This is a genomic window from Cytobacillus sp. FSL H8-0458, assembly GCF_038002165.1.
GTDB lineage: Bacteria > Bacillota > Bacilli > Bacillales > Cytobacillaceae > Cytobacillus.
Genome location: NZ_JBBOBR010000001.1, coordinates 1,197,726 through 1,212,308, shown reverse-complemented (window position 1 = coordinate 1,212,308; position 14,583 = coordinate 1,197,726). Strand labels below are relative to the sequence as shown.

Genomic DNA, 14,583 nt, shown 5'->3' with positions numbered 1-14,583 from the left:
GAGAAATCATCACTTTTCTCTTTTGGAAGATTGCATTGGAAATCCCTATCTCATTATACACTTTGTTCAAAGCATGAATCCATTTACCTAAAGCTTTTAATGAATTCTACTGCTTCCGCAATATCACGGATTGGATTTTGATCTACTTCTCTTTCAATCGTTAAGTAGCCTTGATAATTAATTTCGGTCAAAGCATTGAAGTAAGCCTGGAAATCAACGTTCCCCTTTCCGAGCGGAAGCTCCCTAAAATATTCACCTGAGGCAACCATTTCGGCAATTTTCTCATGGTCTGTTCCGCCCCCATATCCAAGGAACCCGTATACATCACGGGGATCAGCAGGCTTAAGCCTCTTTCCATCCTTCACATGTGTATGGACAATATAATCCTTTAGAAGCCTGACACCATCTGCCGGGTCATCTCCTGTCACCATCACCATATTCGCCGGATCAAAATTTACTGATACCCCATTCGTGCTCAGTGTATCCAGGAAACTTTTGAGCCTGGCGGATGGTTCAGGCCCTGTCTCAATGGCAAAGTAAGCATTCATGCTGCTTGCATAAACAGCCAGTTCTTCACAAGCTGTCTGCATGGCTTCATAGATGGGGCTGTTCTGCTCCTCAGGAATAATGCCAATATGCGTCGTCACAATATTTGTTCCCAATTCTGCAGCGAGATCCAAAATGCGTTTGGATTTTTCGATTTTAACCGGGTTTTGAACAGCATTTTGAAACCCATGTCCTCCAAGGTCACCGCAAAGTGCCGATATTTCCAGGCCAATGGATTCCAAATAGCTCTTAAGCTGTTTCCGGGAGTTCTGATCCATATTTTCAGGAGCCATTTCTCCTTCAACCGCATATATTTGTACACCATCAGCTCCCATATCCCTGCATACTTTTAGTCCTTCGTACAAGGGCAGCCTGAGACTATCCACCATTACACCAATCTTATTTGAGAGTTTTACAGTCTCCATTTTAAGCAAACGTCACCTCACTTCGCTTATCTGCCGCTTCATAAATGCCTGCGAGGATCTTCATCATTTCCACCCCATCTTCAACGGGCGCCAATGGATTTGTTCCTGTTATGCAGCTCGAAACAAAGGAATCTATCTGATTCTGAAAGGCATTGGCAAAATCAAATGTTAAATGATCTATCTGCGGGTGAATATTTATAATGGTGTTATTTTCTTCCCTTACAATGGCCAATTCAGGTTCCAGTTCTGCTCCGCCTTTTGTGCCATATAATTTGACTCCAATTTCATCTTGTTTTGCATGGAGTGTAAAGGATACATCGACAAATAAAGATGCGCCATTTTCGAACATAATCAGTGCATTCGCCAAATCCTCTACTGTGTTACGGTCTTTTTGATAATCTGCCGCTTTATAAAAGCGTAAATTCTCGACATTCCCTCTGTTCCCCAGCTTACTGTACACATTCCCGGAGATCGACTTCACTTTGGGACGGCCCATCAGGTACCAGCACACATCGATGACATGGACACCCAGGTCAATTAAGGGACCTCCCCCAGAGCGATCTTTGTCTGCAAACCATCCCCCGGGATTTCCCAGACGGCGCAGGCATGATGCTTTAGCATAGTAAATGTCGCCCAAAGTTCCGTTATCAGCAAAAGCTTTCAGCACTTTTGTATTTGTGGCAAACCTCCGGACGAAACCTACCTGCAGGGTTTTTCCGCTATTCCTTACAGCTTCTTCCACTTTTAACGCTTCTTCCACATTCATGGCCAAAGGCTTTTCTACCAGCACATGTTTTCCAGCGTTTAGTGCCCCAACAGATATTTCCGCATGGCTATTATTCCAGGTGCAAATGCTTACTGCATCGACATTCGGATCACTATATACTTCTTCTATATTTTTATATACACGGCTGATACCATACTCCAGCGCTTTCGTTTCTGCTCTTTCTAAAGAATAATCAAAAACCCCGTACAGGACAGCATCAGAATTAACGGCAAAGGACTTGAAGTGCATATCAGATATGGATCCGGCTCCTATAATACAGACTCTTAAAGGCTCCACTTTCTTCACCCTTTCAAAACCGGCTTAGATTCATTCACTGCCTGCACTTCATTCCATAATCTTCTTACATTATCCATGCCAATTTTGGAACCAGTCCTGCAATCTTCCATACCCTCAAATTCCACTGTCAAATAACCGTCATAACCGGAGCCCTTTATCAATCTAATAATCTCGCGTATATTTAAATCTCCGTGGCCGACGATTGCTCCGCGCAGATAGTTTTCATTTACAGTCCTGAACCAGACTCCATCACCCGGATTCTCAAAATATGGGCGAATATAAAAATCTTTTAAATGGACCGTTGCAGCATATTTTAGATTCTTTTTCACCCCAACGAGCGGATCCTCATCAATGCAAAGGAAATTACCGACATCGAGAGTTGTTTTGAAGTTAGGACGGTCCACCTCATGAATGACCCGCTGAACCCGGTCGCTCGATTGGACATTGAATCCGTGGTTTTCAATGGTTGTCGTAATGCCGTATTGTGCTGCATAATCTGCGATTTGACGGCTTCCTTCTACTAACTTATCAAAATGCTCTTCAAAATAGTGAATGGTCATTTCTTCCGGCTTAAGCTGAAATGCTGTTACATCATGGCGCATAATCTTAATGCCCATGAGATTAACGATATCCACATGCTCTTTCAGCCGCTCCACTTCTTGTTCGAACGCTTCCTGTGTAGGCTGAACAAAATTGGCCGGCAGAGAATAGGCAGAAAGTTCAATCCCAGCTGATTCTGCTCTTGTCTTAATTTGATGTGCCAGCTCCGCATTATCCACAACCGAAAAACCATAAGGGACAATTTCCATATGCTCCCCGCCATTTTCGGCAATCCAGTCGATCACATCCAGAACCGTCATATTGCCATCTCTTAATTCTCTTACTAAACTGTACGTGCTAAGTCCAACCTTCATGAAAATCCTCTCCTATTTCTTGTATATTTATAGTGAATTCGCAGGAGTGCTGATATACCGCCAAGTGACCGATATATATAAAATGTGACCGATAAAATTAAATTCTGACCGAAATCTCCGAAAACAGACCGATGTAATTAAAAGTTGACCGATAAACAAGGCAAAGTGACGATAAATTCCTGCAGCTCGAAAAATCCTTTAGAAAAACTCTCATTGAATCGGCACTAAATATGGGTTTGGCTAATCTATTAAATGACATGCAACAAAATGATCATCAGCCAGTCCTTTTTTCACCTCTGGTTCCACTGTTCTGCAAATATCCATACATGCAGGACATCTCGTATGAAAACGGCACCCGGAAGGCGGGTTAACCGGACTCGGCAAGTCTCCCTGCAGGACAATACGCTCCCTTCTCAGCCTTGGATCCGGAACTGGCACAGAAGACAGCAGTGCTTTTGTATAAGGATGCTGCGGATTTGAGAAGATGACATCCTTCGGTCCCGATTCTACGATGGTGCCAAGATACATGACCCCGATGCTGTCGCTGATGTGTTCGACTACACTTAAATCATGTGAAATAAATAGGTAGGTAAGATTAAATTCAGTCTGCAAATCCTTTAATAAGTTAAGGATTTGAGATTGAATGGAAACATCAAGAGCTGATACGGGTTCATCCGCTATAATGAGCTTAGGCTTCATAATCAGCGCCCTCGCTATGCCGATCCGCTGGCGCTGTCCGCCGCTGAATTCATGAGCATACCTGTCAGCATGATGCTCTGTCAGTCCAACGACTTCCAGCATTTCGCTAACTAATCTATTACGTTCCGTTTTTGATAGTTTCGTATGGATCACAAGAGGTTCGGCAATAATCTCTCTTACTTTCATTCTTGGATTAAGAGATGCGTAGGGGTCTTGAAAGATCATCTGCACCTTCTTTCGCACCAATTTCAGCTGTGATTCTTTCTTTTGTGAAATTTCTTCGCCATCAATCCAGATTTCACCGTGATTGGGAGTCAGCAGCCTTGAGATCAGCCGTCCTGTTGTGGACTTGCCGCACCCGCTTTCTCCAACCAGGCTGTATGTAGTTCCCTGCTCGATGCGGAAAGACACATCATGGACTGCCTTTAATGATCTCTTTTTGGCAAACATGCCGCCCGGAAGCATGAATGACTTTTTCAGCCCGTTTATTTTCAGCAGTGTCTCAGGCATATACATTCTTCCTCCCTTCTTCAATCATCCAGCAGCTGCACTTTCTCCCATTTCCCAGATCAGTGGCATTCGGCTCTTCTTCAAAACAAATAGCCATGGCCTCATTGCATCTTGGAGCAAATTTGCAGCCCTTTGGCATATTGCCGGGATCGGGCACATTCCCTTTAATGGATGTCAGTTTATCCTTCCTCTGCCCGATTTTTGGAACAGATCCTATCAGTCCTTTCGTATAAGGATGCTTCGGGCTTTCAAATAAATCGAAAACATTTGCTTCCTCCACTACCCGGCCTGCATACATGACTGCTACCCGGTCACACATTTCCGCCACTACACCCAGATCATGGGTAATCAATAGAACGGACATTCCTTCCTCCCGCTGCAGCTGTTTCATCAATTCCAGTATCTGCGCCTGAATCGTTACATCCAGTGCAGTCGTCGGCTCATCTGCTATTAGAAGCTGCGGATTGCAGGACATGGCCATCGCAATCATAATCCTTTGCCGCATCCCTCCAGACAGCTGATGGGGAAATTCATAAACGATTTCTTCCGCCCGGGGGATTCCGACTTTCTTTAAAATAAAAATCACATGCTCCTTCGCCTGTTTTTCGTTTAAATCAAGATGCAGCCGGATAGGCTCCAGCAGCTGTTCCCCTATTTTCATGACGGGATTTAATGAAGTCATCGGCTCCTGAAAAATCATGGCCATTTGTTTTCCGCGGATCTTTCTCATTTCCCTCTCTGTTTTATGAGTAAGATCTTCACCCTTGAAGGAAATGCTTCCGCCCGATATTTCTCCGCTTGTGCCTTTAAATAATTTCATGATCGACAGGGAGGTTAGACTTTTGCCGCAGCCGGATTCCCCTACGAGCCCGAGTACCTCTCCTTTATTGATATGAAAACTGACGCCCCGCAAAATCTTCAGTTTTTCCTTATCCTTAGTAAATTGCGTCTCCAGCCTGCTTACCTGCAATAGCTTCTCCATTTTCTTCAATCTCCCTTACTCATTCTTCGTTTTAGGGTCCAGGACATCCCTGAGCCCATCTCCGACAAGATTGAAAGCAAGAACAGTCAAAAAGATCGCTAATCCCGGCATCATGACAACATGGGAAGCTGTTCCTAAATAATCACGTCCAAGGCTGAGCATAGCACCCCAATCCGGTGTTTCAGGACTGGCACCGAGACCCAGAAAACTCAAACTGGAGGCCGCTAAGATCGCCGTTCCAATTCTCATCGTAATAAATACGATTAAGCTTCCAAGGGTTTCAGGAAAAATATGCTTGAACATAATCCTCCTGTGCGAGGCTCCCATTGATTTCGCCGCTTCGACAAAGACGGTCTCTTTCCCCTCTAAAGTCGATCCCCTCACCAGTCTTGCAAAAGATGGTATGCTGAAAATGGACACGGCAATTACCACATTTGTTAATCCCGGTCCTAAGATGGCCACAATGGCGATTGCCAGCAGCAGATCCGGAAACGCAAACATAACATCACTGCCGCGCATAATAAGCCGATCCAGCCAGCCGCCAAAATAACCGCTCATCAGGCCAAGAATGATTCCTCCAGCCGCTCCCAAAAAAACAGCCAGAAAACTGACACCAAGCGAGATTCTTGCACCGACGAGCAAGCGGCTGAAAATATCGCGGCCGTATTCATCCGTGCCTGCCAAATGTTCATTGCTTGGACCCTGCAGCGTCGTATTATAATCAGGCTCATACGGATCATAGGGTGCAATATAGGGCCCAATGATGGCAATGATAATTAGCAGCAGTATAAAAATGCTTGCCCCAAATGCCATTTTTTGCTTTTTCCAATTCTTAAAGAATTCTTTAACAGGTGAGTATTTTTTCTTTGGAATCACTGGGGTATAGGTATTAACTTCTTTTATGATTTCCATGATTCCCCTCCTCTAGGAAACGTAGCGTATCTTCGGATTCAGCATACTGTACATAATATCTACGATTAAATTAACAAGAATAAATTCGATGGAAAATAGCAATAGCTCCGCCTGAATGACTGGATAGTCCCTGAAGGCAATGGAGTCGATCAGCAATCGTCCCATCCCCGGAAAGCTAAAAACAGTCTCCACGACAACCGATCCGCCCAGCAGGAAGCCAAACTGCAGCCCGGCAATAGTTACGACAGGAATTAAAGAGTTTCTAAGTGCATGTTTTGGAATAACTACAGATTCTTTTAATCCTTTCGCTCTTCCCGTCCGGATAAAATCGGCTCTTAACGTCTCAAGCAAAGATGACCGGGTAAACCTGGCAAGCATGGACATAATTCCTGCCCCTAAAGTGATAGAAGGCAATATATAGCTTTTCCAGCTCTCTGCTCCGCCTGTTGGAAACCATCCGAGCTGGACAGAAAAAATCTGAATAAGAATCAAACCAAGCCAGAATCCCGGCATGGAAATTCCCGAAACAGCTGTGACCATCCCAAGATAATCCGGCCATTTATTTTTGAATACCGCTGATAATGTTCCTATTAACAAACCAAGCACCAATGCCCAGCCCATACTCATGAACGTTAAATAGACGGAGGGCATAAAACGGTCTGCAAACATCTCTGAAACCGGAAGGCCTGTTTTTAAGGAAGTCCCCAAATCTCCTTGAAATAAATTGCTCATGTATGTAATGTATTGATCCCAAATCGGTTTATCCAGCCCCAGTTCTGCCCTGATAATATTGACCTCATCAAGAGTTGCATCCTTTCCTGCTACTAATCTGGCAGGATCTCCGGGAATTAAATGAGTGAAGAAAAAGATTAATATGGAAACAATAAATAGGATCGGGATCATTTCCAGGATTCTCTTCAAGATATATTGAAGCAAAATGAAAACCCCTTTCTTAGAAGGAAGAGGCATTGGATATTGTCAGCCTTTGCCTCTTCTGCTTGCCCTGCTTTTACTTAAGATTGGCGTCTGTCACATTAATTCCGCCTGTTGGAGAAATGAAGACACCATCGACATTTGATCTTGAACCTGCAAGAATCTCATCTACCCCAAGGAAGATCCAAGGTGCATCCTTGTAGATAGTTGACTGAATATTATTGTAGATTTCTGCCTGCTTGTCAGGATCTGGAGTTTGATTCACCTCTGTAATCCACTTATCTACATCATCATTTTTGTAGTATGCAGTATTCGCTCCATCCGGCGGGAATGAGCTGCTGCTGAACAATGGCTTCGTTGCATTAGTGGTGTCGGAAGGATACGCAGACCAGCTGACATACCACATTTGCACCTTTGCCTCTTCCGGTGTCTGAGCTCCATATATTTCATCTGACAACGTGCCTTCTTCCATTGACTTAATCTCAACTGTAATCCCAATTTCTTTTAATTGCTGCTGGATAAACTGCATTCCCTTCAATGTGTCGGAATTGGTGTTGCCCCATATTTCAGCTTTGAAGCCTTTTTCAAATCCAGCCTCTTTCATCAATTCCTTTGCTTTATCAATGTTGTGATCATAGGCTTCCTGTTTGGAGTAAAACTGGGTTTTACTTGGAATAATCGAGTCCAGCGGCAAGCCGTAGCCGGAATTGACAACACTTATAAATGCCTCTTTATTCACAGCATAGTTAATGGCCTGGCGAATGCGGACATCATCATACGGTTCTTTCATCGTATTGATGGATACATATCGGGCAATCGTGGAAGGAATTTTATGAATTTCAACGTCTGAATTGCTCTCCAATTCCTTTAGGTTTTGTACTGGCGCTGGATAGATCACATGTGCTTCGCCTGTTTTCAGCATAGCTACACGAGAGCCATTTTCCGGAACAGGCTTGTACGTAATCTTTTTCACACGATCAGCCTTATTCCAATAATCATCAAATCTTTCAACTGTTAAATGGTCCCCCTGAACCCATTCCACAAACTTGAATGGACCGGTGCCAACCGGTGTTTTGCCGATATCGCTGGAAGAGTCATTGATCAGCTTCGGGCTTAGGATTTTAGCGGAAACAAATCTTGTCAGCATACCTGCATATGGTTCTTTTAAAGTGACTTTAATTTGATACTCATCAATTACATCAATGCTGGTAATAAGATTAAATCCGCGGCTGTTTAAACGAAGGCTTTCATCCTTCATAATCCTTTCAAAGCTGGTTTTAACCGCTTCTGCATTGAACGGCTCCCCATCATGGAAGGTAACACCCTGACGAAGCTTGAAAGTATATTCCAGTGCATCATCACTGACACTGTATTCCTCAGCCAGCTGCGGAATGATTTGCCCTTCTTCATCCGATCCCAGCAGTCCCTCTAGCATAGCCGTCTGGACGGAATTTGAATTCGTATCTCCCGTATTATGCGGGTCCATTGAAATGAAGTTTTCATTAACAGCAATGACTAACTCCTGATCCTTGCCGCTTGCTGATTTCCCTGAATTCTCCTTTTCAGAAGTTCCTCCGCTTTCTTCGCTGGAACAGCCAGCCAGTAAAATTGCAGATACAAAAGCAACAAACAGCATTTTCCACACGTTTACCCTTCTCAAATTGCTTTCCCCCTCGAACAATTTTGTCTTTTTGCATTTCTAAGATGTTTAAATCTAAAAAAACTTATTTTCACCATGTTATTAAATACGTAAAATTTATATGTATTTCGCAATATTTAAGTTTTTATACGCATTATTTTCTCCACTGATGAAAATAATTAAATTTATTATAGATTGATAAGTTCATAATTTCAATACTAAATTCTGAAAATTTTATATTTTTATAAATTTCAACCTGAGTTTATTTTTTCAAAGATCCCGAACATCAACTATATGAACTGTGAGAGTCAATAAGTAAAGAAAAATACAAAAAACCAGGCACCACAGGACCTGGTCAGATATTGGCTGATACTATGCTGTTTTGAGCTTTCTCTTAATCTTAGCGGCAAAGACTTCAAGGGTTATCGCAACAGCCAGAATAAAATAAGTTATAGCCCCGATTTCCCTCATATCCAGGTAAAAGCTGCTTGCCATGAACATGTCAAATCCGATTCCGCCGGCTCCTGCTGCTGCTCCCATGGCAACGGCTACCGCAAAGTTAATCTCAAAGCGGAGAAATGTCCAGGAAATCATATAAGTGCTGGAGGATGGGATCACCGCTTGAAAGGCAATTTGCCACCAATTGGCTCCGCTCGCCTGCAGCGCTTCAATCACTCCCCTATCCAATTCTTCAAAGGACTCCGAATAGGCTTTGATCAAATAACCGATCGAGTGGAAGGTCATTCCAATCACTGCAGCCGTACTTCCAAGACCGGCTGCAACGGCGAAGATCAGTACCCACAGGACGGTCGGCACGGCTCTAATAAAGGCAACCATACTTTTAATGACTATAGAAACCCTTTTAGAAGACAGATTCCGAGCGGCCAGCAATCCGAATAGGACTGCAATTATAGCTCCAAATAGGGTTGTCAGAAAAGCCAGCCCGAGTGTGATCATGACTTGATAAAGGGCATGTCCAAAGGAGAAATGCTTCAAGTGCGGTTCAAGGAATATGGTTTTTAAATTGGCGAATGTGCCGAGAAGCGCATCCGCGAAGTCCAGTTCCTTATAATCAAAGCTGTAAAAGGCATAGACTGTCAGCGCAGCCAGAATAAAGAGAGTTAATCTCGTCACAATGGCCGCTTTGTTCAAAGGCTTAGCCGGCATTCTTTTGCCAAGCAGATGATCGGCTGATGCTGTTACATTACCCAGCTGTTCCTTCACCTCCATTACAATATCACCTTCCTTACATAATTGGATGCATATTCGATCAATAGGATAGCAGCAATAATGACAACAACGACTAGGCTGGCTGTATCATAAGCCAGACTTTTATAGTATAAGTTGAATGTAAAACCGATTCCGGATCCTGTAAGCAGTCCAATTAATGTGGCACTGCGGATATTCGTTTCGATCATGAACAAAATCCAGCTGATTAATTGCGGAATGCTTGATGGAATCACCGATTGAAAGATAATGGAAAAGTAGCCTGCACCTGTCGCTTTTAACGCCTCCACAGAATCCCCGCTCACTTCATCAATTGTTTCCGTAAAAGCTCTGGTCAGGAATCCAAATGACCCAAAAAACAAAGCAAAATAACCGGTTAACGCGCTTTGACCAAAAGAAAACAGCAGAATCAGCGCCCATGCGGCAACATCAATGTTTCGAAAGACAGTGGCAATTCCTCTAGTAATCGCTCCAAAAAAGGCATTTACCCTTGTTGTATTTGAACCGAGAATGGAAAATAACAGGGCGAATACAGCAGCTGCTGTCGCAGCCGCAATCGAAACCAGAAGTGTTTCCTGCAGCTTATCCAGAATAACTGGAAGCTTTTCTAAGGATTCAGCGGTTGGATAGAAGTTCGCCATTCCCCATTGAATGGCTTTCGGGATTGAAGCAAAGCCCTTTAATGCATTGTACTCAGTAATGATCATAGCCAGGATCGTCACGGCTCCAAGGAGTAATAGGAAGGCAAGTGTGTTTCGTTTTTTCTTAGCAAAAATATCAGCCTGCATGGATGCCTCCAATATCAAAGATTAAATCTTCTGCTTCCGATCCATATATTCGCTGAATGTCTTCTGAAGTCAATCCTTTAGCCGAACCGTTATACACAACCTGCCCCTTGTTAATGCCAATGATTCTATCAGAGTATTTGATGGCTACATCTACCTGATGAAGGTTTACAACAACGGTAATGCCCATTGCTGATGAAACCTTCTTTAAATGATCCATGATCACTTTAGCCGAATTTGGATCGAGGGACGCAATGGGTTCGTCGCACAAAAGCATCCGCGGATTTTGGATAAGCGCACGGGCAATGCCAACCCTTTGTTTTTGCCCTCCGCTTAATTGATCTGTACGCTTATAAATCATTTCGTTCAGGCCAAGCACATTCAAAATCTCGATTGCCTGCTGCTTTTCCTCTTTGCAGTAATATCCAAGAACGCCAGCCAGTGTGGATTTGGTTCCCAATTTTCCGTGCAGCGTGTTTTCAATTACCGATAATCGGTTCACTAAGTTATAGTGCTGAAAAATCATGCCAATTTTGGTGCGGACCTGCTTTAATTCCTTTTTCTTTAAATCCATTACATCGAGATCCTGGAAGCGGATTTCTCCGCCTGTCGCATCAATCATGCGGTTGATGCAGCGGAGGAGAGTTGATTTCCCTGCTCCTGATGGGCCGATAATGGAAACGAACTCCCCTTCCTGGACTGAGAAGCTTATATCAGTCAATGCTTTCGAATCTTTGCCAAATTGCTTTGTAAGGTGATTAACTTCCAATAATGCTGTCATGAGTTAACCCCTCCTATCCAATTGTTTTATGCTGCTTAATCGGGCAGTAAATCTTACATTAATGGCTGGTCCTGCTGATGGCTGATTCCCTTTATTTTTCCAGCTCACGGATTGGTTTGAACCACTCATCTTCCACTTCAACCAGACGCTCATCTCCAGACTTTTTGCTGAATAATCCGGAAAATTCGGAGTCCTCAGGAACGAAGATTTTTTCGTTATTTGCCACTTCATCCGATGTCATGATTTCAAGCAGCTGTCTTTGGTCTTCTTCGCTCAATGTTCCGGAATTGATCACAAACGGTGCATTTAAGACAGGCGTTACTGAGATTAAGCTGAATTCTTTTCCGGCAACCGTGTTTAATGGCTCAGCAGCATTATCTTTCACTTTATAAACTGCTCCTGACTTGTTCACTTCACCTTCTGCCAGCTCCACATAATTGTTCACACATGTATCACAGAATGCCGCCACGTCCGCTTTGCCGCTTAATAGATTAACAGCAGAACCCTGGTGAGAGCCGCCAAATAATACTTCACTGAAGAACTTGTCATCTCCCCCCTCAAGCAAATCCACTGCTGTCAAATCCTTAAACTCTTCTTTCGCGCTGAAATAATCAGTAATACCTGTAGATGGAACCTTGAATCCTGATGTCGAACTGTTCGAAACAAAGGAGAACCTCTTTCCTTGAATATTGTCTATGGCAAACTCCCCGCCATTTTTGTATTCATCCGCCTGTTCCTTCTGAACAGCCAGCCAGCTGTAATAAACTGCATCCTCCAGAGTGCCTGACTCGCCGCTCGGGACAGCTAATGGAAGAACTTTTTCATTTTTGTTATGTGCTTCTATGTAACCTTGTGCCCCAAGGAACGCCATATCTGCGTTTCCGTTTGCAATCGCTTCAATTGCCACTATATAATCAGTCGTTGTTTGATGCTCTACTTTCTTGCCTGTTTTTTCTTCTATCAGTTTCCCAATTTCGTCACGGGCTTCTCCTAAATCAGCGCCTGATTCGTTTGGAAGCCAGGCGATCGTCAGCGTATCGTCCTTCTCTGAGTTCGCTGTAAACGAACAACCTGCAAATACTACTGTCATAGCCATAGAAAGCAGAAATAACGCCATTTTCTTCATGATTTCTTCCCCTCTCGTAATTGAAAAAATTTTTATGCTGCCATCGACCTAACTATAGCGAAAGAATATTAATCTACTGATAAGGCAATATATGAAATCATTAAGCAATGGTAAAGAATTAATGCGCCAAAGTAAAAACACCATTCTGCATGTTGTATTCCCTATCACATAAGTTGTTCATAAATTCAAGATCATGGAAGATTCCCAGCATCGTCGTGCCTTCATGCATTAGTTGCTCTATTAAGACTTTCACCTTCATTTTAGATTCATAGTCCAGGCTTGCCGTCGGTTCATCCAATAGAAGCAGTCTTGGCTTCTTGACCATCGCCCGGGCAATGTTGAGCCTGAGTTTTTCCCCGCCGGAAAAGGTGGCAGGATAGCTGTCCCATAGCTCCGGGTCAAGCTCGAAATGCGAAAGCATTTGCTCTGTCTCTTTCCCCGCATGAATCTGGTCCCGTCCCATTTCAACAATGGCTTGCTTTACAAGCTGTCTGGCAGTCGTTCTGGGCATTACATTCAGAAATTGAGATACATAGCCTATCTCATGCTTGCGCAAATAAATCATCTGTCTATTTGTTGCCTCTGCAAGATTGAGAGGACCGAACTTTTTAGAATTGTACCAAATGCTTCCATGCTGAAGTCTGTATGTTCCAAAAATGCATTTCAGGATGGTTGATTTTCCGCTTCCGCTTTTTCCTGTAATGCCAACAAAGTCCCCTTCCCTCAATCTGATATCAATACCGCTCACTGCGTGGATATTTTTCCCAAGATTATGAAGGGTAAATGATTTGGACAGTTCCCTGATTTCCAATAGATTTTCCACCGATCCACCTGCTTTCATTCAAAGTAGTATTAAATTCTATAATTTGTTTTTTGGATAAGCTTTCCATCAACGAATACGCCCGTGATTACCGGAAAATCATCTGCCAATTTTTCAATGATTAAAAGGTCTGCTTTTTTCCCTTCCTCTATCGAACCGATTTCTTCATCCATGTTCACGGCTTTAGCAGGATTAATAGTGACAAGCCTGATCATATCTGCCAGACCCATCCCATAATTCCTTGCCAGCTCAAAAATGGCATGAAGCATGGCTGCAGGATAGTAATCACTGCACAAGATATCAATTGAATCATTTTGAATTGCTTCGGCTGCACCCAGATTTCCGCTGTGGGAGCCTCCGAGCAGCACATTTGGGGCTCCGGCCACTGTGTACATGCCAAGCTCCTTTGCTTTAAACGCTACCTCCTGAGTAATCGGGAATTCACTGATGGTCGTGCCAAAGCTTCTGACCAGCTCCAGCTTTTCGAAGCTGTCATCATCATGTGAAGCAACTGCAATGTTATGTGCCTGTGCGTGCTCGGCAATCTCCTTCATATCCTCAACTGAAAGCTTTTCCTTCGTTTGGTGATTCATGATTAAAACATCTATAGCGGCATCGCTCATACTGTTATAGCTTTTTACCGTGTTCCGGTAAATTTCCAGATGGCGATATTGCCCTTGTCCTGGAGTATGATCCATAAATGAAACCAGGTGCACTTTATTTTCACTAATATAGCTTTTAAGATTTTCGATTTCAGCTACATTATCAATCTCCATCCTTGCATGGAAACGATGCCGTACAAGATGCTTCATACTGTGTGTCTCATCAATCAGGTCAATGAGCTTTCTGACATTTTCCGGTTCCCGGATCGGCTTGTAAGCATATTCAGTTTCTTTATACAGGGAAAGGGAGTGGAACATCGTTGTGATCCCATGGGAAATGAGCTCCTTCTCTGCTTCCCTGAGACTTAAATGAAAGTTCATTAATGACGTTGGCCTCGGTGCTGCCATATGTTCAATATAATCGGAATGGATATCAATAAATCCCGGTGAAACATACCCGCCCGCTGCATCTATCACTTCCATGGATTCTTCGAATTTCAATTCTCCCTTAGGAGCAATTCTGCTGATCCTATCATCTGCAATCAGAAGATCATATCCTTGCAGAATAGTATCCACCGTAATAAGTTTTCCGTTTGTAATGACGTACAAAGTGCTTCCC

General features: G+C 43.4%; 14 protein-coding genes. All 14 read right to left on the bottom strand.

Features of this window, described 5'->3' with window-relative positions; genetic code table 11:
• Positions 1-83: 83 nt before the first annotated feature.
• The 14 genes from NYE23_RS06160 to phnM all read right to left on the bottom strand — a co-directional run bounded on the left by NYE23_RS06160 (position 84) and on the right by phnM (position 14,573).
• Positions 84-971: a sugar phosphate isomerase/epimerase family protein gene (locus NYE23_RS06160; protein WP_341076270.1), complete on the bottom strand. Its 888-nt coding sequence runs from the start codon at positions 969-971 to the stop codon at positions 84-86.
• 1 nt (position 972) lies between these two features.
• Positions 973-2,034, bottom strand: a complete 1,062-nt coding sequence (locus tag NYE23_RS06155) for a Gfo/Idh/MocA family protein (protein WP_341076268.1) — start codon at positions 2,032-2,034, stop codon at positions 973-975.
• Positions 2,035-2,039: 5 nt separating this feature from the next.
• Positions 2,040-2,948 carry a sugar phosphate isomerase/epimerase family protein gene (locus NYE23_RS06150; RefSeq protein ID WP_341076267.1) on the bottom strand — a complete coding sequence of 303 codons (909 nt, stop codon included), beginning with the start codon at positions 2,946-2,948 and terminating at the stop codon, positions 2,040-2,042.
• Between the two features lie 240 nt (positions 2,949-3,188).
• Positions 3,189-4,157: an ABC transporter ATP-binding protein gene (locus NYE23_RS06145; RefSeq protein WP_341080617.1), complete on the bottom strand. Its 969-nt coding sequence runs from the start codon at positions 4,155-4,157 to the stop codon at positions 3,189-3,191.
• Complete coding sequence (locus tag NYE23_RS06140) at positions 4,150-5,139, bottom strand: ABC transporter ATP-binding protein (RefSeq protein ID WP_341076265.1); 990 nt, start codon at positions 5,137-5,139, stop codon at positions 4,150-4,152. Before NYE23_RS06140 ends, NYE23_RS06145 begins: the two co-directional genes overlap by 8 nt.
• A gap of 15 nt (positions 5,140-5,154) precedes the next feature.
• On the bottom strand, positions 5,155-6,051 hold the full coding sequence (locus tag NYE23_RS06135; protein WP_341076263.1) for an ABC transporter permease: 897 nt from the start codon (positions 6,049-6,051) through the stop codon (positions 5,155-5,157).
• 12 nt (positions 6,052-6,063) lie between these two features.
• Entirely contained in the window at positions 6,064-6,987 is a 924-nt protein-coding gene (gene gsiC / locus NYE23_RS06130; RefSeq protein ID WP_163140733.1) for a glutathione ABC transporter permease GsiC, read from the bottom strand.
• Between the two features lie 73 nt (positions 6,988-7,060).
• Positions 7,061-8,644: a glutathione ABC transporter substrate-binding protein gene (locus tag NYE23_RS06125; RefSeq protein WP_341076261.1), complete on the bottom strand. Its 1,584-nt coding sequence runs from the start codon at positions 8,642-8,644 to the stop codon at positions 7,061-7,063.
• A 351-nt stretch (positions 8,645-8,995) separates the two neighbouring features.
• Positions 8,996-9,853 (bottom strand): PhnE/PtxC family ABC transporter permease, encoded by an 858-nt coding sequence (locus tag NYE23_RS06120; protein WP_341076260.1) that lies wholly within the window; start codon positions 9,851-9,853, stop codon positions 8,996-8,998.
• Complete coding sequence (locus NYE23_RS06115) at positions 9,853-10,638, bottom strand: PhnE/PtxC family ABC transporter permease (RefSeq protein ID WP_341076259.1); 786 nt, start codon at positions 10,636-10,638, stop codon at positions 9,853-9,855. Before NYE23_RS06115 ends, NYE23_RS06120 begins: the two co-directional genes overlap by 1 nt.
• A complete protein-coding gene (gene phnC / locus NYE23_RS06110; RefSeq protein ID WP_341076257.1) occupies positions 10,628-11,416 on the bottom strand; it encodes a phosphonate ABC transporter ATP-binding protein in 789 nt (262 codons plus the stop codon). The genes NYE23_RS06115 and phnC overlap by 11 nt, the downstream gene beginning before the upstream one ends.
• 91 nt (positions 11,417-11,507) lie before the next feature.
• Positions 11,508-12,542, bottom strand: a complete 1,035-nt coding sequence (gene phnD / locus NYE23_RS06105) for a phosphate/phosphite/phosphonate ABC transporter substrate-binding protein (RefSeq protein WP_341076255.1) — start codon at positions 12,540-12,542, stop codon at positions 11,508-11,510.
• A gap of 118 nt (positions 12,543-12,660) precedes the next feature.
• Positions 12,661-13,365, bottom strand: coding sequence for a phosphonate C-P lyase system protein PhnL (locus NYE23_RS06100; RefSeq protein WP_341076253.1), 705 nt, complete (start codon positions 13,363-13,365; stop codon positions 12,661-12,663).
• A 29-nt stretch (positions 13,366-13,394) separates the two neighbouring features.
• A complete protein-coding gene (phnM, locus tag NYE23_RS06095; protein ID WP_341076251.1) occupies positions 13,395-14,573 on the bottom strand; it encodes a phosphonate metabolism protein PhnM in 1,179 nt (392 codons plus the stop codon).
• Positions 14,574-14,583: the final 10 nt, after the last annotated feature.